Raw genomic sequence first — 21,500 nt, forward strand, 5'->3', positions numbered from 1 at the left:
CACCAATCGTGCCTCCTAGAAGGCCACCTTGCCTCGGCGATCGCTTGACGCAGATTGTGCCAGTTGCGTAAGTCCTGTGGAATATCATCGCCCGGGAAACCGTAAGAACTGAGAAGTTCGCGAATTTCTAACTCGACCAACTCCAAAATTTCCGCATCGTCCACCATATCTTTCTTATTCAAAAAGACAACCAACTTCGGCACTCCCACTTGCCGCGCTAACAATATATGTTCGCGAGTTTGAGGCATTGAACCATCCGCAGCGGACACGACGAGGATTGCACCATCCATTTGAGCGGCACCCACGATCATGTTTTTCACGTAATCAGCGTGACCCGGACAATCAACGTGAGCGTAATGGCGATCGCCTGTTTCATACTCAACGTGAGCCGTATTAATCGTGATTCCCCGCTGTTTTTCTTCCGGTGCAGCATCGATTTCGTCGTACTTTTTAGCCTTGGCACGACCCTGTGCAGCCAGCGTCATTGTAATCGCCGCTGTTAGGGTTGTTTTGCCGTGGTCAACGTGACCGATCGTACCGACATTGACGTGGGGTTTGTTCCGTTCAAATTTGGTGCGTGACATTACATTTGATTCTCCTCTAAGAGTTGTTTTTGGTTTCTAATCATGAGTTTTGAGTCCTTAGCCTGTTATTAATGACTAAGGACTGATGACTAATGATTAAAAAGGAAAGTGGAGGAGTCGAACCTCTACAGCTTTCGCTGCACCCTGGTATTCCAAACCAGTTGCCGTCCACACAGCCGCACTTTCCAAGTTTTTGATTTTTAACCGCAGATAAACGCTGATTAACGCTGATAGATAGAAAGTGGGTGGTATAGGAGTTGAACCTATCTGGTACCGGTTAAAAGCCGGGTGCATAACCGCTTTGCTAACCACCCTTAAAAATTCAGCGTTTGTGTAATTCCTAAAAAATCATTGTGTAGTAAACACTTCAGTCTTTTTTTGCCCCCAGCAATTGCAACGCATAAAGTCCCGATTGCTAATGCTTCACTCGATAATGAAGTAACATGAAACCGTTGCTATAGATTTTGCGATCGGCAAGTTCCAAATTTGTCGGCTCGATTGCACCGGAAAAAAGAGGAATTCCCCCTCCGATAACTAGCGGATTCAACTTGACAATCATCTCGTCAATCTCCGAAAAAAGAGTTGTCGCTAAAGCGCCACCACCGCAGAGCCAGATGTCTTTACCAGTTTCTTTTTTCAATTCCTGAACCAATGCGACAGGATTGTCCGAAACAAGTTCAATATTATCATCCGGACTGGCTTTCATAGTGCGCGAAAAGACATACTGCTTCAAGGTAGGATAAGGATTAGTTACACCAACATTTAGCCCTACCTCATAGGTTTTCCGTCCCATCAAAACCGCATCAAACTGCTTGTTCTCTGCCCGAATGCCTCGTGCTTCCTGAAAGTGAGCCGGAAAAGTTTCAGGAAAGGAAGCGAACAAATCAGCGAAATGCTCTCCTGACATAGGAAAACAATCAAATGAGCCATCTTCGCGAGCAATAAACCCGTCAACGGTGCAAGCAACGTAATATTTTAGTTTTCTCATGTTTCACCTTTTTTATTAAGTTGTTTGGTTACTGCTTGCTTCTGAATGTAACTAATATATCCAATCGCTCCCTTGGTTAGAGATTTGCGATCGACCTTTTTATTTGTTAGCGCACAGTTTCGCAGCAGCAGCCATTTTATCGCGCTGCGCCCGCATCCCTACAGACATCGCAGCAAGGTGCGCTCGGTACTCGGAAAGAGGATAAGCTGGTGTCAACTAAACATGACTGCTTGAAATGGCTGACAAAGAAGAGACTGCTGTGATTAAAGTCACAGTTCCCAAGCGTTTGCACGAAAAACTGAGAAACATCTCCCAGCAGACAGGAGTTCCTATGTCCACTCTGCTAGTCATGGCGGCTATCAAGGAATACAACCTCGTGGACGAAAATGAGATAAAGTAACTATTAGTATACTCTGAGTACCCTTAAAAGGTACTATATGGTATATTTCAGGAATAGTCAACCCTGGAGGTGTGCTTGTGACTCAAGATGAACTCGAAGCCCTTGTCGATGAACTCGGCTTAGTGTCAGTCGTCAGCCTGCTGGCAAATATTTGCCACAACAAAGCCCGACAAACCTTGTGCCTGAAGGGACAAGGGGCTACTCCTTATAGCGCTTGGAACAGCAACGGCTTCTTGCTGAAGCAGTTGATGACCAGACTGCGGCCAATCGGCAGCTACGATCGCGATTTAGACCTCAAGAACAACTGAGGTTCTGAGGTTCAACCCGTGCAAGTGCGTAAAGCATTGGTTTTAGTCGGTTAACAGCCGAGTATGTATGCTTTAACTGTTAGGGCACGGGTTGAAACTCTTCGATTTGGACTTGAACCTGGAATGGAGAGGACGGGACTCGAACCCGCATCGATCGACAGCAACTTTCAGGAAACGCGCTTCCTTACTGCCCGCAAGCAGACGGGAACTGCCCCCATCTCGGACTGTTAATTCCTTTCAGTGCCTCCGCAACCCGCTGCCAGTTTGCATTTTCAGGGAACGTCGCGAAGCAACTTTTTACCCTACTCAACAAACGCGATCGTCCTTTTGGGAGCCGCTTTTCCAAAGTTTTTACGGTGCCATTCCACTTAGGCGACCTCCCCATAATTTTGCTCGCTGTATGTACGATCGCAAATCAGGACAACTGTTTTCGCTCCAGAATATAAGGCAACAGTTTGGCGATATTTCTCGCATCATCAATACCCCGGTGATGAGTTCCTTCTAGCGGTAAACCCGCGAGTGTCAGAGCTTTTGCCATCCCATGACGTTTTCGCAAACCTTGCTTGTCCGAAAACAATTGTTTGAGATTTACATGAGGATAAGCAATCGGAAAAGGTACTTTGTGAAAGTTGCTGTCTTGTTGAAATTGTTGGCGATCGAAATCGCCCCAGGAACCAAATACACCTTTTGAGTAACCAGACAGCCAGTTTTTCACAAGTGCGATCGCTTCCGGGTAAGTCGGAGCTCGATCGACTTGTGCTTGAGAAATAGATGTTAGCGATTTGCAGAATTCAGTCAGGATAGGATGGCGAATAGGTTTGATGAAGCTTTGAAATTCATCAACAATACTTAGAGATTCTGAATGCACCATAACCGCTCCTATTTCGATAATTTCCATTTCCTCTTTTCTGATATTTCCGCGATCGCAGCAAGTTGCTTCAAGGTCAACCACTAGATAGTAATTGTAATGCTGTAAATTCATATAAATTCACCTTCAAATAATATCTTGCGATCGCCCAATCGATCCACCAGGGAGGTACTGCCCCTCCTATTTCCGCGTTATCAGCACGGCGTCTCGCTTTTCGACTTCTGGTGGAAAAAGGAAGATGAAGGAATCGAACCTTTACAGGTGTTACCTGTACCCTTGTTTTCAAGACAAGTTGCCAACCATTTAGCGGCATCTTCCATTAAAACAAATATCAAGGACCCAGCAGTGCTGTGTCCCTACAATTATCGGTATAATTCACCGATTTGATATTAAAAGGAAGATGAAGGAATCGAACCTTTACAGTTACCTGTACCCTGGTTTTCGAGGCCAGTTGCCAACCGTTTAGCGGCATCTTCCGAGGGGTGCCTGACGGGAATTGAACCCGCTATTACTGGTTCCACAAACCAGCGCCGCTACCGCTTTGGCTTCAGGCACCAGATGGAGTCAAGGAGAATCGAACTCCTAACCTCTTGCGTGCAAGGCAAGCGCTCTACCAATTGAGCTATGACCCCGAAACGAATATAATCCTCCGACTTAAGTTGTGGAGAAATAGAATTTTAGATGAATGTTCAAGCTCCCAGATTCATCTGTGGAGTCAATCTAAAATCTAAAATCTAAAATCTAAAATTGGTGTGGTGGATTGCGATCGGATTTGAACCGATATCTTTCTAACAGCCAGTTAGATGCTTTACCAATTAAGCTACGAACCCCAGACAGCAGGAGCGGTAGGACTTGAACCCACAACATTCGAGGTAGAAGCTCGACACTCTATCCAGTTGAGTTACGCTCCCATGTTTTTTGTTAATGTGCGATTCCCTACGGGATAGCTGCGCTCGCGCGTACTTTCCGTGCAAGTTATTAGAGCATTGCGTTTTCTCAGTTACTAGAGGGACTCCGCCGATGAGTTATTACACATTCTTTAAAGGATGGCTACCTTTAAGCCAACCTGCCGGGTTCATGGCACTCCTCGTTCTCAAACGCCCGCTGATTTTGACAGCGTTACCTTTCCTCTCGTACTAAAGTATGTAGGCTCCAAAGATTGGGACACGCAAAGGGCGATCGCTCTTACTATAAAAAATTATCCATTCAATGGAATCAACCTCCTTAAATTAAAGCAAAAACAACGAGAGTGGTAGGACTCGAACCCACAACATCCGCGTCCGAAGCGCGGCGCTCTATCCATTGAGCTACACTCCCATAAATTGGTAGTCCTGACAGGATTTGAACCTGCAACATCTTGCTTGTAAGGCAAACGCTCTACCGTTGAGCTACAGGACTACAAAAGCGGATGATGGGACTCGAACCCATGCGCTGAGAATGGCATACTCAGATGCTAGCCGCTACATGACATTCGCAAACCGATTTAAAATTTGAGATTTTGGATTTAACTGAGATGTTGCACCATTGTCAATAAGCCTTTTATGAAGAGGCAAGATGCCTGTTCCACAAGAAAATCTACTCTTTGTGGAACAGGCATCTTGCCTGTTCTGGAGAATGGTGCAAGATGTGAGATTTAACAAAATTCTTGTTTCGCCAAGCGGATAACGAGGCTCGAACTCGTGCCTAGAGTTTGGAAGACTCGAATGCTACCGTTACACCATATCCGCAATTGTGGGGCTGGTGATAGGAATTGAACCTACAACCGACTGATTACAAATCAGTTGCTCTGCCTAATTGAGCTACACCAGCACGCCAAGCAGATAGCGAGATTTGAACTCGCAAGAAAGCTTTACAAGAACCTCATGTTGCCAATTACATCACACCTGCATTTTTGGTGGCGGGGGCAGGAGTTGAACCTGCTATTAAGAGGCTTATGAGACCTCCAAGCCTACCCAGGCTACTTCACCCGCGATGTCACCAAATACCCCTGACTGGCATCGAACCAGCACTAACTAGATCCTAAATCTAGCGCCTCTACCGATTGGGCTACAGGGGCAAAACCGATTTGAGATTTGAGATTTGAGATTTGAGATTGAATAAAACCTCATACCCCTGACAGGCCTCGAACCTGTAAGACGCTCATTCTGAGTAAGCGATGTTTTCCAATTACATCACAGGGGTAAAGTCGGGATGGTTGGATTTGAACCAACGACTCCATGCTCCCAAAGCATGGCTTCTGGCCGCTGAATTACATCCCGTTCATGCTCCTAGTGAGACTCGAACTCACACTCAAAATAAAACAGATTTTAAGTCTGCCGCGTCTGCCAATTCCGCCACAGGAGCAAGTAGAAACTTAGTTGAAAATTTGGTACTCCTGGTGAGATTTGAACTCACACAACACAATTTTTGAAATTGCGGCCTCTGCCAATTGGGCTACAGGAGCATCATCATTACTGCTCTTATAAAAGCAGAACTGGGAAGGCAGGGATCGAACCTGCATTTTTCCGCTTTCAAAGAGCGGTGCCATACCGATTAGGCGACTTCCCAATAATTGGGTGCCGGGGTAGGCTTTGAACCTACAAAAAATCCTATTTCAGAGATAGGCGACTTTACCAATTTGTCTACCCGGCAATTAAAAAAATGGCTGCCCCAGTAGGACTCGAACCTACAACCTAGCGGTTAACAACCGCTTGCTCTACCATTGAGCTATAAGGCAACGCAATCCCCCAAGTCAGTATCGAACTGACGACCTCCTGCTCTTCAGACAAGCGCTCTACCAACTGAGCTATCGGGGGAAAACGGAGAAGGAGGGATTTGAACCCTCGACGGCTGTTAAACCGCTCTTTCTTAGCAGGAAAGCGCCTTAAGCCACTCGGCCACCTCTCCACAGCGAGAACGGAGGGATTTGAACCCCCAAATCTTCAGTTTCGTAGACTGAGATGTTATCCAGTTACACCACGTTCTCAAAATTGCAACTGCGGATTAAATGCAGTTACAAATGGGTCGGGCTGGAATTGAACCAGCAACGCTTTAAGCTACTGTTTTACAGACAGCTACCCACGCCAGTAGGAGGGCCGACCCAGTTTGGAAGTGCTGACGGGAGTTGAACCCGCAAATCACTTGGGTGAAAACCAAGCGGCTTAAACCATTTGCCTACAGCACTATAAATTGGCACAGGAACTGAAGCGAGAAGGGAGGGATTTGAACCCTAAATCTTCAGTTTTATTAACTGAGATGTTATCCAGCTACAACACCACGCTCTCTTGCTTTGCAACTGCAGATTAAATACAGACAGTTGCAAATGGGTCGGGCTGGAATTGAACCAGCAACGCTTTAAGCTGCTGTTTTACAGACAGTTTCCTACACCAATAGGAGAGCCGACCCAGAAAAATTGGAAGTGCTGACGGGAGTTGAACCCGCAAATCACTTGGGTGAAAACCAAGCGGCTTAAACCATTTGCCTACAGCACTATAAATTGGCACAGGAACTGAGATTTGAACTCAGAATGCTGGTTTTGGAGACCAGAGTGTTGCCAGTTAAACCATCCCTGCTTGTGGTGACAGCGGCGGGATTTGTAGCTTGCTTCCGCGAAGCGGTACCCGCATTGACCAAGGTATGAACTTGGCGCTTTACGATTAAGCTACGCTGCAATGTCACTTTTGGTTCGTTCCTTTTCAAATTTAAAAAATTCAATTAAAAGACTGTTAGTTTAATCTTTTAATTTCTAATTTTTAATTTCTGATTGGGAACAGAGGTTAGGGCGGGATTTGAACCCGCGAAAATCGGTTTTGCAGACCGACGCCTTCAACCACTCGACCACCTAACCTGGGAGTCCCGACGAGGTTTGCACTCGCAATCTTCTCCTTGAGGGGGAGACGGCTTGACTTTTGCCTACGGGACTTTGACGGGAGTAACGAGACTTGAACTCGCAACCTTTCGCTCGACAGGCGATTGCTCTGACCGATTGAGCTATACCCCCGCGAAAATGAATAATATTCTGTCCTTGAATTACTCAAGTTGGGACGGGGTGGCGGTTGATTCCGCGTACTACAACCCGATCGGGCTATTGTTGCCGGAGTCTACACCGCCGATGTCCACAATTATGTGACACGATTAACTTCCTATTCAGTTGTCAAGGTTCATATTGCTAGTGGGGGAAGGCTTTGAAGCTCTTTCCCCTTCGCCATACATTTATACTACAACGCGTATTACAAGACTGTCAAGGGGGTAATACAACTTTTTTTTAAATTGGGTTTTTTAAAGGGTTGTGGATCGCTCCCACCACCCCTCTGCTTACCCATAAACCCTTATATATCAGGAGTTTTGCTGCTAAACAGGTGGTGTGGCGCAAGGTAAATCTGATGCTGTAACTGTACTACACTCTAATTTCTCTGAATTCTCGCCGTCGCGCGAGGTGGCACTTCTGGAAAATGCGATAATCAGCTTTGAGATATCAAATACTACAAATCAAACCTTGTCTGAATTGCCCTTAACTCGCGTGCGCGCAACCACAGAAGCCGATCGCCCAAACCTCCATCACTGGCTACACTCCTTGGATACCTGTCCGAGTACCAACAGTTGGGCGATCGCCCGCGCGGCCCAACTCCACCACGGAGATGCAGTATTTACCAAGCGACAAACCAGCGGGCGCGGCCAACACGGGCGCACCTGGCACGCCCCAAGCGGTGTCTTGACTGTTAGTTTTGTTCTCGACAACCTCAACCCCACTCTGTTGCCAGGGCTCAGTTTAGCAGCGGGTTTAGCGGTGATTTACGCGATCGAAGATTTGGTTCCCGACTGTCGCGATATGCTGCGCCTGAAATGGCCAAACGATGTCTGGATAGATCGCCACAAATTAGCCGGAATTCTCTGCGAAGCTACCAACGGCAATGTTTTTGGCAAAACTCGCGCCGTTGTGGGAATTGGACTCAACCGCTGCGTAGATTTCGCGGCTGCGGGATTGGATGAAAGCGCGATCGGCAATGCGGTAAGCTTGCATTCTATTGCTAGTACAGTACCAGATGAACTGTGTTTGGTCGATCGACTGCGGCACTATTTACTCGAACTAGCCGATATGTTTTCTACCACAGACAAGCCAGCCTCCAAGTCTGGTTTAGCGCTACTTTTGCCGGAATTGCGCCGCCGCGATGCGTTGATTGGCTGCCCGGTGGCGATCGAACTTTCCTCGGAAACCATCTGCGGAGAAGCCGCCGGCATTGACGGAAGCGGCCGCTTGTTAATATGCTTGGCGGGCGATCGAATACAAGCCTTTACCTCTGGGCGAGTTCGATTAATTTAATAGGAAGAAGGAAGTTCGGCAAGGGATTGTGTAACGGATGTAACGGATGTCAGGAAGTTCGGCAACGAGCACTGTACAAGATGTAACGGATGTCAGTCCGATGGAAGTAGGAAAAACAAAGAAGGGAAATGCAGTCAGAGCAATATTTTCAGCGATAAAAAATGTCCTAACCTTCTTGCCAGTTACTATAAATTAAGAGAAAGAAGTCATTAGTCAGTGGGAAAAATTCCCAATTAACAATGCCCGATGCCCGATTCCCTATCCCTAATTCCCAATTCCCCATTTTAATTTATCACCTCAAATACTACCAATCTGCTCAGCCACAGCGGTTGATTGGCCTCCACACCTTCGGGACGACCCTTAGTAGAAGCAACTTGTATTCTGTTGCCATTTATCCCTTGTCTAACCAAAATATTTTTCACATTTGTCGCCCTTTCCAGTGCCAACTTTTGACTTTCTACCGGAGTGCTTTTAAAATCGCTGTAGCCCACTATCCTTAAATTCTTCGTGCGATTTTTCTCCATATATTCCTTGACTTTGCTAAGCTTTTGTGCTACGTCTTTCGCCTCCAAACTTGCCGAGCCTGCACCGAAATACACCCGAACAGGCATTATTATCTTTGGCGGCGGTGGAGTTCCTATTATCACTGTATTTGTTACAGACTTCACCCCCGGAATTTTCTCAAAAGCTTGAGTTATTTTCAGAGCATCTGGCACTTTGCTTACGCTGCCTGCAACGGCGACTTTTCCCTCTGCATAGCGAGCTGAGATATTAATGCTTTCTACTTTATTCAAAAGAGCTGCCGTCCGCTTGACATCGGCTTCGACTAAAACTGGATCGGGAGGTACTTCAACGGCTATAATTTTATTTTCAATTCTTGATTGTGGAGCCACTTGCTGAGCGATTTTTTCCGCTTTCAATCGCAGATTTTGATTCGGCACTCGTCCCGAAATCTGCAATAATTTATCTTTAACATCTGCCGCGATACGATAAACCGATAACTCCGGAGCAGATTGTAATGCTAAATTCGTATTTGCTTCTAAGCTCGCTTCAACTCCGCTGCGGTATTGATGAATTCCCCAAGGTACGCCAATTAAACCTAACGCTGCCAAACCGATAATTGGTAAAATGGGAAGTTTAGAAGATTTAACTTTTACATCTGTATCGATTAATTTTTGCAATTTCGAGTTGACTTCTGGTGGTACAGTTGCTGGATCGCCGTTAAAGGACCGAATTTGATCCCCGTATTCTTGAACTATATTGTTGAATATCGCTCGCATTTTGTATTTAAACCACTGGCGGGTTTCTCCTTGCATCACTACAGCTAGATAACACGAACCAGCTACTTCCAATACGATCGTAGATGTGCCGTATTCGATAGCATCAATTTCTGCAATATTTCCAGACTGAGATATGCAATCGTTGACAAAAGCCCGAATAGCAGTCAGCATCCCCGCTACCATGTCTGATTCTAGCTGTTCGCGTTCAGACTTCTGCACTGCTGAAATTACTATGCCCGATTCTGTTTGAATTAAAAAAACAGCTTTAACACTCAGAGGTGTTGTTTCTTTGATAAGCAATTCTGCTTCAGAAATGCCCTGTAATTTTGCTTTAATTTTACGACTAATTCCGTCTGGACTTAAAGATGCTTCGAGTTTTTCATTAATCTCCCGCATCATCTCGGCGATGTATTTTAAAATCGTGCTGCCGATGATCGGATAAAGTGCATCCGACATTGCTTCTCGCTTGAGATGAATTTGCTGTTTGATAGCGGTGGCCATTTCCGGCGCGATCGCCATTGCAATTTCATCGGGGGATTCACTTATTCTGTGGCTAATTCCCACAGTCAGAGCCGGCGATATGGCTACTCCCATAGATTGTCTATTTTCTCGGCTTTTCGTATTAATTATTTCATCAATTATCGGAGCTATGGTTTCGACAAATGATTTTCTAGACTCATTAATTGTTTGGAGCATCATTTCGGGAAAAATGATTTTAATTCTGGCAAGTAATTCTTCCCGATTGCCTCCCCATTCAGCATCAGTAATTTTGCGATCGAGTTCCCCTACTTTATCGTTGAGTCTGTAATTATAACTTACAACTTCATCTAACAATGGTAAAATAGATTCTATGACCGACTTTTCTAGTTGGGCGTGATGGCTAACCATCAGCTCGTCAATCAAAGGTTTCAGTAAATCGGTAAACAAGTCTGTCGATTCATAAATCCGGTGTTCGATCGCCACAATCTTTTGTTCGATCTTCGCGAGTCTTTGATCGATCCTTTTATTCTGAATGATGGCATCGACAGCGGGGGCGATCGCAGATTCTATCTCTAGCTTTGCTTCCCCGATGTTTCGAGACAGCATTTCTACAATCACTGGCATTATTCTTGCCATCAACCCTTCTATCTCGGCTAAAACTTGCTGCTGAACTTCGACAATCTTACTTTCATTATTTAATATTTGTGCTGCAATACCGCTGTTTTGAATAGCCGTGTTGACACCGGGCGCGATCGCCTCTCTCACCTCTAACTTGGTTTCCTCTATTTTTCGGTTCAGCGACTCAATCATTAATGGCATTAGCCTTGCCATTATATCTTCCGGTTGAGTTTTTTGCTGTCGCTGAAGATTATTTAGTCTACTTTCTACATCGCTCAATTTTCCTTGAACTTCTCTTTGAAGAATTGCTGATTCTATCAAAGGTTCGATCGTCGCTGCTACTTGTAATTTTGATTCATCGATTTTCTGATTCAGCAAATCAGTTATTGCGGGCATTAGCATCGCCATTATCTCTTCTGGCTTCTGAATTGGCGACTGCTGTGTAGCCAGTCGGCGTTCGATGATGCTCAATACTTTTTCTTCTATTTCTACCCAAGCTATTCTTACCTGTACTGAGGGGGTAACAGCTTCTACAATCTCTGATTTTAATTCACTAATTTTGCGGTTTAGCAATTCGCTAACTACTGGTACTAGCTGCTTGATTAAATCTTCCGGTTGCTGCTGGTAACGCTGCTGAATATTCGCAACTCTGTCTTCAATTCTTACTACCTGTTCTTCAAGCCCGTTTTGATTGTGAATTACTTGATTGACTTTTGGTGCGATCGCCGAAGCTACCTCTAACTTAGACTCCTCTACCTTACGCTTGAGCAGCTCGCCCACCACCAACATCACCCGTTGCATTAACTGTTCTGAATTCGGCAGTTGCTGCTGGTTGAAGTTAGCAATTTTATTTTCCAAATCAGCTATTTTGGTCTGCAATTCGAGCTGATTAATTTGATCGCTGCTAGCAAGTTCTATCGCATTTTTTAATTCCGACTTCAACCCCTCTAATTCATCTCTCACTAACTCAGGAATTAACGGTCTCAGTAAAGTCATCAACTCTTGGGGTTCAGACATCAACTTCTCAAAATTTTCTAACCTTTGTTCCACGCTCAAAACATTACTGTAAAATTCTGGTAAATCCCTTTCAAACAGCAGTTGCTGCAACCGCTTAAACTCCTCTACTGCTTGTTCTAGTTCTTCCTCCGACGGTGGATAATTTTTGGCTACCTTCGCGGTTACAGATAAATCTGGTTCCTCATTATTATTTTTTTCTCGTCTTTGAGATGGGATTTCTTCATCATTAGTTAATACTTCCGGTACAATACTCGGTGATTCGATCAGGAAAGACAATTGTTGACGCCGATTTTCCTCATCCTCTAATCGCTGAACCGACTTTTCTGAAAGGGGCAACTTCAGCTCGCTTGGCTCTTTTTTGGATTTCTTCAATAACTGGAATTCAGTCAGTATGGTTAGCAATTCCTGAAGTTGCTCTCCAGCTTTAGAACTTGCTATATTTGCATCAGAAACCTCTTTTTCTGACTGATATATTTTCCCTGAATTGTCATTTGATGCTGCCATACTGCCCTACCCAAACGTAATTTTAATCGACCGAAGGAAATTACCAGCTTGCTTCCCGCCTCACCCCAGCGAAAATCAATAGGAATGACACAATTTTTCCCAGCGTCAGGCGTACTAAAGCTATCGCCCTATTTTAACTGCTGTTCTGCGACTAGCCAACTGAGCCGCCAACTGCAATGCTGCCTTCATGCTGGAGGCATCCGCAATCCCTTGACCTACAATATCAAAAGCTGTGCCGTGATCCGGAGAGGTGCGGACAAAAGGCAAGCCAATTGTAGTGTTGACTGCTTTATCAAAAGCCATCAATTTTACTGGAATCAACCCCTGGTCGTGGTACATTGCCAAGTAACCGTCGTGAGCTTCCTTGGCTAAACCGTACCAAACTTTAGCCGGTTTTACCCACAGGGTATCGGGGGGGACTGGCCCGTCTAACTGCACTTGAGGAAAGCGATCGCGCTGCGTTTCCAACCAAGGTATCATCCAGTCTTGCTCTTCATTTCCCAGTTTGCCATTTTCGCCGCTGTGAGGATTTAAGCCAGAAATCGCAATTTTCGGTCTTTCTAGCCCAAAATCTTCCCGCAAACAGTCTATCAGTAATTGTAGTTTTTCGCTGAGTAATTCTGGACTCAACGCATCGGGGACTTGACGCAGGGAAATATGTGTGGTAGCGAGTAAAGTTACCAACGTCCAGCCACTGTGTGGAGATGTGGCGGCAAACAGCATTCCGAATCGCTGCGATTTTGCTCTTTCTGCGAGGAGTTCTGTTTGTCCGGGATAATTGTAACCGGCACTCTGCCAGCAAGTTTTAGAAATCGGGCCTGTCACGATGGCGGAGAATTCGCCGGCGATGGTACGGGCGATCGCACTTTCCATGTAAGCAAAGCTAGCCGCCCCGCTAGCTGCACTCCCGACACCGGGGACAATTTCGCCCCACTTGCTGTCTGGTTCAATATCAATAATATTTAATGTTTCGGGATTTGCCGCTTCTGCTGCAGGATTGCTCGATCGCAACTTATCGTAAGTTTGCTGCAAAACTATCCTAGAACCTATAACCGTTACCCTCAAACCAGCAGCGGGATCTGCCAATGCCTTGAGAATGACTTCCGGGCCAATTCCCGCCGGATCTCCCAGAGTTACAGCTAGTTGTGATTCCCGATCGAGACTCAAGGCAGTTTTCTCCAACAAAATACAGGAATTTCGGCACTGAAATTTTAGCATTCATGTACCTGGTTGCCCCAAATTATATTATCTTTATTTAATGCGATCGCCCAATTAGACATATAACACCATGAATCCTGAAATTTTCAATGCAGCCTTTTTGGCCTTTTCCCTAGTTTTCGTGGGTATAGGTGGAGGCTTCCTGCTGCTCAAATTGCAAGGCGGCGAAGAATAAGTTTTTTTTCAACCAATCCTTCACAAGCCTTCTAACTTCTGCCTTCTAGAGTCTACTTGCTGCCGAAAGTCAGCCTTGTGCCGAATATCTCAAGCCTAAAATGAGAAAATTTCAGGTTTTTGTTAAGTTTTTATAAAAAACTTAACAAAAACCTGATACCATCTTATAGAAAGTTTAAGATTCATAATTAATCCCTAGATGACTTTATTGATTTTAGGTGCCACCGGCACTCTCGGTCGCCAAATAGCCCGCCGCGCCCTAGACGAGGGCTACCAGGTGCGCTGTTTAGTCAGAAGTTACAGAAAAGCTGCATTTTTGAAAGAATGGGGCGCTGAACTCGTACCGGGAAACCTTTGCCAGCCAGACACTCTGCCTCCGGCCCTAGAAGGCGTCAGTGCTATTATCGATGCAGCAACAGCCAGTGCAGGCGATTCTGTCAGCATCAAAAGAGTAGACTGGGACGGAAAAGTATCGCTGATCCAAGCAGCAGCAGCAGCAGGCATCAAGCGTTACATATTCTTTTCCTTTCTCGACGCGGAGAAATATCCCCAAGTCCCTTTGTTGGAAATCAAGCGCTGTACCGAATTGTTCTTAGCAGAATCCGGTTTAGACTACACAATCTTGAGACCTTGCGGCTTTTTGCAAGGACTGCTGAGCCTGTATGCAATGCCGATTTTGGACAATCAGGCAGTCTGGCTGCCCAACAAGCCGTCCGCCCTTGCCTACATGAACACTCAGGACGTTGCTAAATTTGCTATCCGGGCCCTTTCGGTTCCCGAAACCGAGAAAAAAAGCTTTCCGGTGGTGGGAAATCGTGCTTGGGATGCTGACGAAATCGTGCGGTTGTGCGAACGGCTGTCAGGGAAGGAAGCCAAAATTACGCGCACCCCAGATGTCTTGTTGCAGGCTACTCGTAAATTAGCTACCTTCTTTCAGTGGAGTTGGAACGTAGCTGACAGATTGGCTTTTTCAGAAGTTTTGGCAGCCGGAAAACCCTTGAAAGCTCCGATGGATGACGTTTACAGTGTCTTCGGAATCGACCCTAAAGAAACTACTACTTTGGAGTCTTATCTCGAAGAATACTTTAATCTGATTATGAAGAAGCTCAAGGAAATAGAGTACGAGCAGCTTAAAACTAAAAAACGGAGTAAACAAAAAATGCCCTTTACATTTTAAAGTGCCGAAAGCTGGGATTATATACAACGACGTTAAACCTGTGGCTTGTCGCATCGCCGCAGAGTTGGAAGACAAGCTGACTGCCCGCGGCTGGGAGGTTTGCTCGGTTTCTGGTTCCGGAGGAATTCTGGGCTATTCTAGCCCCGATCGCCCGATGTGCCACAATCCGATCGAACAACTCGTCCCCCCCGGTTTTGACAGCGACATGGAGTTTGCAGTGGTTTTGGGCGGCGACGGTACGGTACTGTCGGCATTTCGCCAAGTCGCTCCGATTGGAGTACCGCTGCTGACTGTCAATACCGGTCACATGGGCTTTTTAACAGAAACTTACCTGAACTTGCTGCCGCAAGCTTTGGAAAAGGTAATTGCCGGAGAATACGAAATAGAAGAAAGATCCATGCTGGCGGTGCGGCTGTTTCGAGAAAACGACTGCCTCTGGGAAGCCCTTTGTCTCAATGAAATGGTGCTGCACCGGGAACCGCTGACTTGTATGTGTCATTTTGAAGTGGCGATCGGTCAGCACGCCTCTATTGACATTGCCGCAGATGGAGTCATCATCGCGACTCCCACAGGATCGACAGCTTACGCCCTTTCTGCCGGTGGCCCTGTGATCATTCCCGGAGTGCCAGTGCTGCAGTTGCTGCCTATTTGCCCGCATTCAATGGCTTCGCGGGCTTTGGTGTTTTCCAACACCGAGCCGATCAAGATTTTGCCGGCGAGTCCCAACCGCCTGGTAATGGTGGTAGACGGGAACGGCGGATGTTATGTTCTGCCTGAAGATTGGGTGCAAGTCGAGCGAGCTCCGTACCCAGCCCGGTTTATTCGGGTGCAATCTTTTGAGTTTTTCCACATTTTGCGGGAAAAATTGGGCTGGGGCTTGCCTCACATTGCTAAACCGAGTTCCGTTGAGTTGCCTTGATAGTTGTTGTTGACACTCCCCGACTATCAAGGTACGGGGATTGTTGGCTCAACAGTTGGCTTGCTCGTAGATGTCATATCAAGTCCTAGCTGTAGGAGACCGCAATTCCCGTTTCCGTTTTTCACCGATTGAAGGGATTTTGATTTCTTTATCTGTTGATAAATCGTAGAATAAAGCAGCAATTAGTGTGGTAATGTAGGGCGACATTTATCCACCGGAATCCTTAATGATCGATCGAGCTTCCGAATTATCTCCAAAGTTAGGCAACGTTTGCGAGATAACGACCCCGTTCACCCGCCGCAGACAACCTCGCGAACTCAACAAAGAGACTCTGTACAGTCGGTGTGCAACGCGATTGTTCGACCGTTCCTTACGATGCAATGTTTAATGAAGTCTATATACCTCTCAATCCCAGCAGGCGAGTTACAAAAATGTTGGTTTAGGAATTTTCAACAATATATTTTTCAAGTTGAAGAATTGCTTGATCGATCGCTGTGATAACTGCATCAACAGCATTTTTCTGTTCTTCTAGCGGTGCAAGCTGTTGAGCCAAAGCGCGGCGATCCGCATCACGCTTCGCAGTTTGAAGAGTTCGCGCAAGGCTGCCAAGACTACCACCACCTCTAACCTTAGAGCCTTGTTGACGAACTTTGTCGGTGTATTCTGCGCGAATCATTTTTTGTTGTTGGGTTAGTTCTCTTTTTACCAAAGCATATTCTTTCTTCTTGAGCTTCAGCGTTTTGATCTTTAGTTTAGCTTCTGGCAATGATTGAACTGAAATATTAAGTTCTTCTGGGGGGGGATTGTTGGATTTTTGGGTGCCATATTTTAGGGTTAACATTGCCATTTTTAGATTTGACATGGGTTTCTCCTTGGTTGGTTTTGGTACTATTTTAACGATTTACACAAACATCTTTTTTTGGGCTCTACTAGCTTGTTGCATGGGTGCGCGATCGAAGCGTATCTATTTATTCTACCAATTTTCTGTAGGTCAAGCTCTCGATCGAGCTTCCGAACCATCTACAAAGTCAGGCAGCGTTTGCGATATAACGTTTCGGGTCAGCGGCTGCCGGAATTTCTGCATCCAATCCAACTGCCTTCGATCAATCCGCTGCACCCGAATTGTTAGACCGCGCTTTTGGTGACGCTAATCTTAGTTCTTCTGCTAATGGAGTAATGATGTTGTCAATTTCTTGTGGGAACGTTTTGAGTACCCAATCATAATATTCCTTCCACCTTTCTAATGAAGCATTATCATCATCGACCAGACGCATTAACTCTTCATCCACCTCTTGTATAAGGTTTACACTAAAAAAATTCAATAAATTGTTGTACTTTCTTTTAGAGACTAAACGTGCAGCCTGACTGATTTCACATCGAACATCTTTGAATAAGCCCCAAGATTTCTCATCATAATTCTTAAGGGCTAGTTCATACCTCTCCTGCTTAGGATGAACTTTGTAATATGAAACAGCTAGAGATAGAAGTTGTAGCTCCCATAATGCTGATGACAAGTTTTCTAAAAGCTTGATTTGTGCTTCGAGTATATTATTCTCTCGAATTAAACTAGCCTCAAACTCTTTCTGTTCCTGGAGTTTTAGGGCATCAAACTCTTTCTGTTCCTTAATCCTACGCGCATCAATAATTTTTTGGTCTCTCAACTTTCTATCATCGATCTGCTTGAGAATGTAAGGTATTAAGAAACCACTCAATCCAGCAGTGAGCAGCAGTAGAATCGCTTTTTCTAAAAAGTCTCGGCTGAATTCCATGGAAACTTGCCAAATAAAAGAATTTTCACATTGTAATCAAATGACAACGACCCCTGGAACAGAAAGCGAGGTGTTTAACAACGAGGTTTCAATCACTGCCACTACTGAGGGCTGAGCGTTCTAACGCCCTGAGTTGAGAGGCAGATGTTGTCTCTCGCTTTTGCAAATATACTTCGCTTCTGTCCGCTCTAATGATTTGTTATCCATAGATCGCTTATCAATTGCTTGACTTTGCGATCGCAAATAATCTCTCGGAACTAAACATCGAAGTCGGTGATATTTGCTTGCTCAATTTTGGCTAGAAACCAGTCACTTCAACGGACTTCGCGATTGAGCATAACTTATAATTGTATCGCAGTTGCGGTTCCATACTGCATATAATCGAATAATACCGCAGCTCAAGGATGTATGTCAACCCCTTCTTACTGCCCATCAGAATCTGCTTTCTTAGATCGAGTTCGTCGCACAATTCGGCTCAAACACGCTATGCCGTCGTACGGAAAAAAGCTATCTTTATTATATTTTAGATTACATTTACTTTCACTTGGGAGCAACATCCCCAGGATATGGGAGTTGAAGAGATTCGTGCTTATCTTTCCTATATCCCTGATCGAATAAAAATCGCTGCTTCCATTATACTCATGTATTAAATCGAGGTGGACGGAGTGTGAAAAGCCCATTTGATGAGTGAAAGAGAGTCGATCTCCCACCCTCGGCGATCGGGAAAATCGAGACATTCATCAGAACTTCTTCACGATCGAATTACTGTAATTATTCGCCCCATATTCGTCTGAATTTCAGTATTCAACCGTTATTCTAACTCCGGTGCATTCTCGCGACGATCGCCATTATGTTTACTCCATTTGTAAAAACCGTGGAAAGAGGGCCAAAGCCATCGGTAGATTATGATAAAGCAAGCAGCGATAAATTCTCGTCTTCATAAAATAATTCGATCGCGTTGAACTCCCGACGCAGCAAATTTTCAATTTGCAATGTCGAACAGTTTCCCAGGCGAAGCCAAATAACTTTCGGTGGATTCCCAAATACTAAGCTCAGGTCGTGCATATCCGCGTCTTTCGAGACAATCATCAAATTATTGTCTTTTGCATAATCCCAAACTATTGGGTCGATCGTTGCTTTCATTCCCACATCTCGAACGTGAAGCGAATTTGGAAAAATATCGCTCAAACGGTTCGGTAACTTGGGCGACAAGTTTTCATCAAAAAGTAATTTCATACCGATAAGGTGGCGGTCATAAACCGACGCTCGCGGTCAGCAGCATAAGCAATGCAGGCTTTTAAATCTTCTCGCGTCAAATCGGGAAAATCGTCGAGAATTTCAGCTTCTGTCATCTCGGAAGCCAGGTACTCAAGCACTTCATAAACTGTAATTCGCAAGCCTCGCACACAAGGCTTACCACCGCGTTTATTTGCTTCGATCGTAATGTGGTTTCGGTAGTTCATAGTTTGATATGGGGTTTTTAGCAGACCAGTTTAGAGAACAGATTTCAGTCCAAGACGATCGACGAATGGAAGAAAGTCCCGATCGGCAAATAAGAGTTCGTGATTGTTTTCGATGCAGAAGGTAGCGATAATGACATCGATTGTTTTGCGAACTGTGATGCCTTGCTTTCTGAGGGTGCGAAAGTTGTCAGCACTTTTGATGGCGATGTCGGCTTCGAGGAAATTGAAGACGGTGAGATTGGTGAGGAGATGTTTGGCGGTGTTGTAGTCGGAGTCTTGGCGAAACCCTTGGAGGACTTCGGTGAGGATAAGGTTGCCGATCGCGATCGGTTGGGTGATGAGGAGTTGGTCAAGGAGATCGGTTTGTGGGGTAGATTGTCCGTTAAATTAGTCAATCCAGACGCTGGAATCAACAATAATCATGGGCTTACTATTGTTCCATATCCGTTCTCATGCGATTGAGGTCGCCGTCCCAGGCGAGTTTACCCCGTAGCGCACGTAGGTTCTCTTGGTTTTTCATTTGGATCAGCAGGTTCAGGGCCAATTCGATGACTTCTTGTTGTGCAGTCAGTCCGGTGACTTGGAGCGCATTGGTGATGAGGGAGCTATCGATTTCGATCGTGCTTTTCATAGGTGTTTTTGGGGTGAGTTTTATCGATCGCGCTTTCATCCGATTATAAGCGATCGCCCATCGGCAGCGAGCGACATCTAGCCTATCTATTTATTCTACCAATTTTCTTCACGCACGAATAACTGTAACGGTTCGCCCCATTGGTGTCAGATGAATTTCAGTATTCAGTCGTTCTTCTAATTCGAGCGCATTCTCGCGACGATCGAATATCACCAACCACCCTTCATCTTGTCCCAATCGAGCCAAATATCCATCTAACTGTTCCAAACCTTTACTCAAGGGATCTACTTTCCGAGTTCGCCAAACCTTCAGTTCAATTCCCAATGTTACGTCACCATAACGCAAACATAAATCCATTCTGTCGCGCCCGATCGCATATTCCCGCTCCAACGTTCCCCCACCATTAATCACCCGATGCAGAAACGCCATCAACACTAAATGAGGGGCAATTTCGGGGTAAGATGCACTTTTGAGTAACGGTTCGCCATGCTGCAGCCAAAACGCGAGAAACGCTTGCAGGAGTGCATCTGGTAGTAGTTCGCCGCGATCGTTCAACCAACTCGGACGGATAATCGGTAAACTATCTTGCGGCCCTTGCGCCAAAACTCGCGGCAACACTTCTCGATAAATCGGATTGGCGATGACTAAACCCCCGGCTGGATCTCGTTTGAGCAAGCCCAAATCTACGAGGTATTGGCGATCGTCATTAGAAGATTCTGGCAATTCTCGTCCGGCTAGCATCGGCTCGATAATGGCTTTGACTCGGTTTTCTCGCAGTCGTTCTGCCAAACTATCTAAATGCGTATCTTGTCGTTTTATGAGAATTTCTTTGGCTTCTAAAATATGGTCGGTGGTAATTTCTATAGATTCATCTGTTACTAATTCTTCTACAATTTCCTTAGCTAAAGCATTCACCAACCAAGGTTGTCCCTGAGTGAGTTCAAAAGCTAAGGCTACGGCTTCAGGAGTAAAAACTTGTCCGGTATCTTGGGTATGTTGCGCGTAGAGTTCCCCGACTTCTGAGGCATTAAAATCTCTGAGAGTAATCGATCGCACTTTAATATTAAACGGACTGGATGTATGGAGTCGATCGCTTCCCCCCGCAGCCACTTTGTAATCGCGAACATCCCGCAAACCAATTAAGCCCACCGATTGCGGAAACGCTTTCGGGCGATTGGGATAACCATCGCGTAATTGGCGCAGAATAGAAATCAAAGCTTGGTCTTGCAATGCGTCAATTTCGTCGATAAAAATGACCAAAGGACGAGATGAAACTTGTGCCCAAGCTTGTAAAGCAGCCCGAATTTTCTGTCCCGATTGCATCGCTGTCCAGTCAGGCGGTTGCAGTTCGAGTGGGAGACGGACGGAAATGTTATCTCGCCAAGCCCCCAAAATAGCCTCTTCTGCACCAGCAATGTCTTGACTGAAGGGTGCGCCCACTTCAACTGACAGCATCACGGCGGTGTATTGTCCGCTTTCGGTGAGTTGTTTGGCTAACGCCAGCATAGCGGTGGTTTTCCCCACTTGCCGGGGTGCATGGATGACGAAATAGTTGCGTTGAGCGATTAACCGTTCTAAGCTTGGTAAGCGTACCGTCGGCGACAGTGCGTAATGAATGTCTTCTTGGCATGGGCCAGCAGTATTGAACCAACGCGGCATAGGTCAACTGGGGCGAATGGGGCTGCTCTCAGTTTACTTTACTGTTGTTGGGGCCTTCTATTGTTGTTGGGCGAGGGGGCAATCACGACTGGTTCTCCGACACGTTCTCAACCCCACTCCGGTTTTATTGCTTGATGCACAACG

20 protein-coding genes and 30 tRNA genes are annotated in these 21,500 nt (G+C 45.6%); 8 read left to right on the top strand and 42 right to left on the bottom strand.

Features of this window, described 5'->3' with window-relative positions:
- From QUA27_RS08335 to QUA27_RS08350, 4 genes are all read right to left on the bottom strand, one after another.
- Nucleotides 1-584, bottom strand: a 584-nt coding sequence (locus QUA27_RS08335) for a GTP-binding protein (RefSeq protein ID WP_333067417.1), incomplete at its 3' end; no start/stop codon positions are given.
- Nucleotides 585-686: 102 nt separating this feature from the next.
- Nucleotides 687-771: transfer RNA gene (locus tag QUA27_RS08340), tRNA-Ser, on the bottom strand.
- 55 nt (nucleotides 772-826) lie between these two features.
- A tRNA-Lys gene (locus tag QUA27_RS08345) sits at nucleotides 827-898 on the bottom strand.
- Between the two features lie 101 nt (nucleotides 899-999).
- On the bottom strand, nucleotides 1,000-1,572 hold the full coding sequence (locus tag QUA27_RS08350; RefSeq protein ID WP_333067418.1) for a dihydrofolate reductase family protein: 573 nt from the start codon (nucleotides 1,570-1,572) through the stop codon (nucleotides 1,000-1,002).
- Nucleotides 1,573-1,807: 235 nt separating this feature from the next.
- Here QUA27_RS08350 and QUA27_RS08355 point away from each other — a divergent pair, with 235 nt between their 5' ends.
- The 3 genes from QUA27_RS08355 (at nucleotide 1,808) to QUA27_RS08365 (ending at nucleotide 2,511) form a co-directional block, all read left to right on the top strand.
- Nucleotides 1,808-1,972: a ribbon-helix-helix domain-containing protein gene (locus QUA27_RS08355; RefSeq protein ID WP_333067419.1), complete on the top strand. Its 165-nt coding sequence runs from the start codon at nucleotides 1,808-1,810 to the stop codon at nucleotides 1,970-1,972.
- A gap of 77 nt (nucleotides 1,973-2,049) precedes the next feature.
- The gene (locus tag QUA27_RS08360) at nucleotides 2,050-2,280 is read left to right on the top strand and encodes a hypothetical protein (protein ID WP_333067421.1); all 231 of its coding nucleotides are present in this window, start codon (nucleotides 2,050-2,052) and stop codon (nucleotides 2,278-2,280) included.
- A 63-nt stretch (nucleotides 2,281-2,343) separates the two neighbouring features.
- Nucleotides 2,344-2,511: a hypothetical protein gene (locus QUA27_RS08365; RefSeq protein WP_333067422.1), complete on the top strand. Its 168-nt coding sequence runs from the start codon at nucleotides 2,344-2,346 to the stop codon at nucleotides 2,509-2,511.
- Nucleotides 2,512-2,695: 184 nt separating this feature from the next.
- Here the strand turns inward: QUA27_RS08365 and QUA27_RS08370 are convergent, their stop codons facing one another.
- From QUA27_RS08370 to QUA27_RS08510, 29 genes are all read right to left on the bottom strand, one after another.
- Entirely contained in the window at nucleotides 2,696-3,262 is a 567-nt protein-coding gene (locus QUA27_RS08370; RefSeq protein WP_333067423.1) for a 3'-5' exonuclease, read from the bottom strand.
- Between the two features lie 118 nt (nucleotides 3,263-3,380).
- Nucleotides 3,381-3,466, bottom strand: a tRNA-Ser gene (locus tag QUA27_RS08375).
- A 163-nt stretch (nucleotides 3,467-3,629) separates the two neighbouring features.
- Nucleotides 3,630-3,703: transfer RNA gene (locus tag QUA27_RS08380), tRNA-His, on the bottom strand.
- A 4-nt stretch (nucleotides 3,704-3,707) separates the two neighbouring features.
- Nucleotides 3,708-3,780 (bottom strand) — tRNA-Ala (locus QUA27_RS08385).
- Between the two features lie 121 nt (nucleotides 3,781-3,901).
- Nucleotides 3,902-3,978: transfer RNA gene (locus QUA27_RS08390), tRNA-Ala, on the bottom strand.
- Between the two features lie 7 nt (nucleotides 3,979-3,985).
- A tRNA-Arg gene (locus tag QUA27_RS08395) sits at nucleotides 3,986-4,059 on the bottom strand.
- Nucleotides 4,060-4,392: 333 nt separating this feature from the next.
- A tRNA-Arg gene (locus QUA27_RS08400) sits at nucleotides 4,393-4,465 on the bottom strand.
- Nucleotides 4,466-4,471: 6 nt separating this feature from the next.
- Nucleotides 4,472-4,546: transfer RNA gene (locus QUA27_RS08405), tRNA-Val, on the bottom strand.
- A gap of 258 nt (nucleotides 4,547-4,804) precedes the next feature.
- Nucleotides 4,805-4,875: transfer RNA gene (locus tag QUA27_RS08410), tRNA-Gly, on the bottom strand.
- Between the two features lie 5 nt (nucleotides 4,876-4,880).
- A tRNA-Thr gene (locus tag QUA27_RS08415) sits at nucleotides 4,881-4,957 on the bottom strand.
- Between the two features lie 6 nt (nucleotides 4,958-4,963).
- Nucleotides 4,964-5,035: transfer RNA gene (locus QUA27_RS08420), tRNA-Thr, on the bottom strand.
- A 95-nt stretch (nucleotides 5,036-5,130) separates the two neighbouring features.
- Nucleotides 5,131-5,204, bottom strand: a tRNA-Leu gene (locus QUA27_RS08425).
- Nucleotides 5,205-5,333: 129 nt separating this feature from the next.
- Nucleotides 5,334-5,406 (bottom strand) — tRNA-Pro (locus QUA27_RS08430).
- Between the two features lie 4 nt (nucleotides 5,407-5,410).
- Nucleotides 5,411-5,491 (bottom strand) — tRNA-Leu (locus QUA27_RS08435).
- Nucleotides 5,492-5,514: 23 nt separating this feature from the next.
- A tRNA-Leu gene (locus QUA27_RS08440) sits at nucleotides 5,515-5,591 on the bottom strand.
- A 30-nt stretch (nucleotides 5,592-5,621) separates the two neighbouring features.
- Nucleotides 5,622-5,695: transfer RNA gene (locus QUA27_RS08445), tRNA-Gln, on the bottom strand.
- Between the two features lie 5 nt (nucleotides 5,696-5,700).
- A tRNA-Gln gene (locus QUA27_RS08450) sits at nucleotides 5,701-5,779 on the bottom strand.
- Nucleotides 5,780-5,789: 10 nt separating this feature from the next.
- Nucleotides 5,790-5,864: transfer RNA gene (locus QUA27_RS08455), tRNA-Asn, on the bottom strand.
- 6 nt (nucleotides 5,865-5,870) lie between these two features.
- A tRNA-Phe gene (locus QUA27_RS08460) sits at nucleotides 5,871-5,943 on the bottom strand.
- A 4-nt stretch (nucleotides 5,944-5,947) separates the two neighbouring features.
- Nucleotides 5,948-6,034: transfer RNA gene (locus QUA27_RS08465), tRNA-Ser, on the bottom strand.
- A gap of 4 nt (nucleotides 6,035-6,038) precedes the next feature.
- A tRNA-Arg gene (locus QUA27_RS08470) sits at nucleotides 6,039-6,113 on the bottom strand.
- A gap of 34 nt (nucleotides 6,114-6,147) precedes the next feature.
- Nucleotides 6,148-6,229: transfer RNA gene (locus QUA27_RS08475), tRNA-Tyr, on the bottom strand.
- Nucleotides 6,230-6,233: 4 nt separating this feature from the next.
- A tRNA-Glu gene (locus QUA27_RS08480) sits at nucleotides 6,234-6,311 on the bottom strand.
- A gap of 139 nt (nucleotides 6,312-6,450) precedes the next feature.
- A tRNA-Tyr gene (locus QUA27_RS08485) sits at nucleotides 6,451-6,532 on the bottom strand.
- 8 nt (nucleotides 6,533-6,540) lie between these two features.
- Nucleotides 6,541-6,618 (bottom strand) — tRNA-Glu (locus QUA27_RS08490).
- Nucleotides 6,619-6,624: 6 nt separating this feature from the next.
- Nucleotides 6,625-6,699 (bottom strand) — tRNA-Trp (locus tag QUA27_RS08495).
- A gap of 201 nt (nucleotides 6,700-6,900) precedes the next feature.
- Nucleotides 6,901-6,974, bottom strand: a tRNA-Cys gene (locus tag QUA27_RS08500).
- Nucleotides 6,975-7,049, bottom strand: a tRNA-Glu gene (locus QUA27_RS08505).
- A 4-nt stretch (nucleotides 7,050-7,053) separates the two neighbouring features.
- Nucleotides 7,054-7,127 (bottom strand) — tRNA-Asp (locus QUA27_RS08510).
- 6 nt (nucleotides 7,128-7,133) lie between these two features.
- On the opposite strand from QUA27_RS08510, the gene QUA27_RS08515 reads away from it, so the two are divergent.
- Nucleotides 7,134-7,256, top strand: coding sequence for a hypothetical protein (locus QUA27_RS08515; RefSeq protein ID WP_278187183.1), 123 nt, complete (start codon nucleotides 7,134-7,136; stop codon nucleotides 7,254-7,256).
- A gap of 366 nt (nucleotides 7,257-7,622) precedes the next feature.
- Nucleotides 7,623-8,447 carry a biotin--[acetyl-CoA-carboxylase] ligase gene (locus QUA27_RS08520; RefSeq protein ID WP_333067424.1) on the top strand — a complete coding sequence of 275 codons (825 nt, stop codon included), beginning with the start codon at nucleotides 7,623-7,625 and terminating at the stop codon, nucleotides 8,445-8,447.
- Between the two features lie 284 nt (nucleotides 8,448-8,731).
- On the opposite strand, the gene QUA27_RS08525 is transcribed toward QUA27_RS08520, so the two are convergent.
- Together QUA27_RS08525 and pdxA are read right to left on the bottom strand one after the other, a co-directional pair.
- On the bottom strand, nucleotides 8,732-12,346 hold the full coding sequence (locus QUA27_RS08525; RefSeq protein WP_333067426.1) for an OmpA family protein: 3,615 nt from the start codon (nucleotides 12,344-12,346) through the stop codon (nucleotides 8,732-8,734).
- Between the two features lie 120 nt (nucleotides 12,347-12,466).
- Nucleotides 12,467-13,564 carry a 4-hydroxythreonine-4-phosphate dehydrogenase PdxA gene (gene pdxA, locus QUA27_RS08530; protein ID WP_333067427.1) on the bottom strand — a complete coding sequence of 366 codons (1,098 nt, stop codon included), beginning with the start codon at nucleotides 13,562-13,564 and terminating at the stop codon, nucleotides 12,467-12,469.
- Between the two features lie 70 nt (nucleotides 13,565-13,634).
- On the opposite strand from pdxA, the gene petM reads away from it, so the two are divergent.
- The 3 genes from petM (at nucleotide 13,635) to QUA27_RS08545 (ending at nucleotide 15,834) form a co-directional block, all read left to right on the top strand.
- Nucleotides 13,635-13,739 carry a cytochrome b6-f complex subunit PetM gene (petM, locus tag QUA27_RS08535; protein WP_333067429.1) on the top strand — a complete coding sequence of 35 codons (105 nt, stop codon included), beginning with the start codon at nucleotides 13,635-13,637 and terminating at the stop codon, nucleotides 13,737-13,739.
- A gap of 198 nt (nucleotides 13,740-13,937) precedes the next feature.
- A complete protein-coding gene (locus QUA27_RS08540) occupies nucleotides 13,938-14,915 on the top strand; it encodes an SDR family oxidoreductase (protein WP_333067430.1) in 978 nt (325 codons plus the stop codon).
- A gap of 1 nt (nucleotide 14,916) precedes the next feature.
- Complete coding sequence (locus QUA27_RS08545) at nucleotides 14,917-15,834, top strand: NAD(+) kinase (RefSeq protein ID WP_333067431.1); 918 nt, start codon at nucleotides 14,917-14,919, stop codon at nucleotides 15,832-15,834.
- 439 nt (nucleotides 15,835-16,273) lie between these two features.
- Here QUA27_RS08545 and QUA27_RS08550 read toward each other — a convergent pair whose 3' ends face one another.
- The 7 genes from QUA27_RS08550 to QUA27_RS08580 all read right to left on the bottom strand — a co-directional run bounded on the left by QUA27_RS08550 (nucleotide 16,274) and on the right by QUA27_RS08580 (nucleotide 21,356).
- Nucleotides 16,274-16,696, bottom strand: coding sequence for a hypothetical protein (locus tag QUA27_RS08550; RefSeq protein WP_333067432.1), 423 nt, complete (start codon nucleotides 16,694-16,696; stop codon nucleotides 16,274-16,276).
- A gap of 241 nt (nucleotides 16,697-16,937) precedes the next feature.
- Nucleotides 16,938-17,603, bottom strand: a complete 666-nt coding sequence (locus tag QUA27_RS08555) for a hypothetical protein (RefSeq protein WP_333067433.1) — start codon at nucleotides 17,601-17,603, stop codon at nucleotides 16,938-16,940.
- A gap of 903 nt (nucleotides 17,604-18,506) precedes the next feature.
- The gene (locus QUA27_RS08560) at nucleotides 18,507-18,839 is read right to left on the bottom strand and encodes a DUF5615 family PIN-like protein (protein WP_333067434.1); all 333 of its coding nucleotides are present in this window, start codon (nucleotides 18,837-18,839) and stop codon (nucleotides 18,507-18,509) included.
- Nucleotides 18,836-19,066 (bottom strand): DUF433 domain-containing protein, encoded by a 231-nt coding sequence (locus tag QUA27_RS08565; protein WP_333067435.1) that lies wholly within the window; start codon nucleotides 19,064-19,066, stop codon nucleotides 18,836-18,838. Before QUA27_RS08565 ends, QUA27_RS08560 begins: the two co-directional genes overlap by 4 nt.
- A gap of 30 nt (nucleotides 19,067-19,096) precedes the next feature.
- The gene (gene vapC / locus QUA27_RS27325) at nucleotides 19,097-19,405 is read right to left on the bottom strand and encodes a type II toxin-antitoxin system VapC family toxin (RefSeq protein WP_445251482.1); all 309 of its coding nucleotides are present in this window, start codon (nucleotides 19,403-19,405) and stop codon (nucleotides 19,097-19,099) included.
- A gap of 91 nt (nucleotides 19,406-19,496) precedes the next feature.
- Nucleotides 19,497-19,697, bottom strand: a complete 201-nt coding sequence (locus QUA27_RS08575) for a type II toxin-antitoxin system VapB family antitoxin (protein WP_333067437.1) — start codon at nucleotides 19,695-19,697, stop codon at nucleotides 19,497-19,499.
- A gap of 108 nt (nucleotides 19,698-19,805) precedes the next feature.
- Nucleotides 19,806-21,356 carry an ATP-binding protein gene (locus QUA27_RS08580; protein ID WP_333067438.1) on the bottom strand — a complete coding sequence of 517 codons (1,551 nt, stop codon included), beginning with the start codon at nucleotides 21,354-21,356 and terminating at the stop codon, nucleotides 19,806-19,808.
- Nucleotides 21,357-21,500 lie beyond the last annotated feature (144 nt).

The sequence above is a fragment of the Microcoleus harperi Pol14_C6 genome (genome assembly GCF_036701295.1).
Classification (GTDB): domain Bacteria; phylum Cyanobacteriota; class Cyanobacteriia; order Cyanobacteriales; family Microcoleaceae; genus Microcoleus.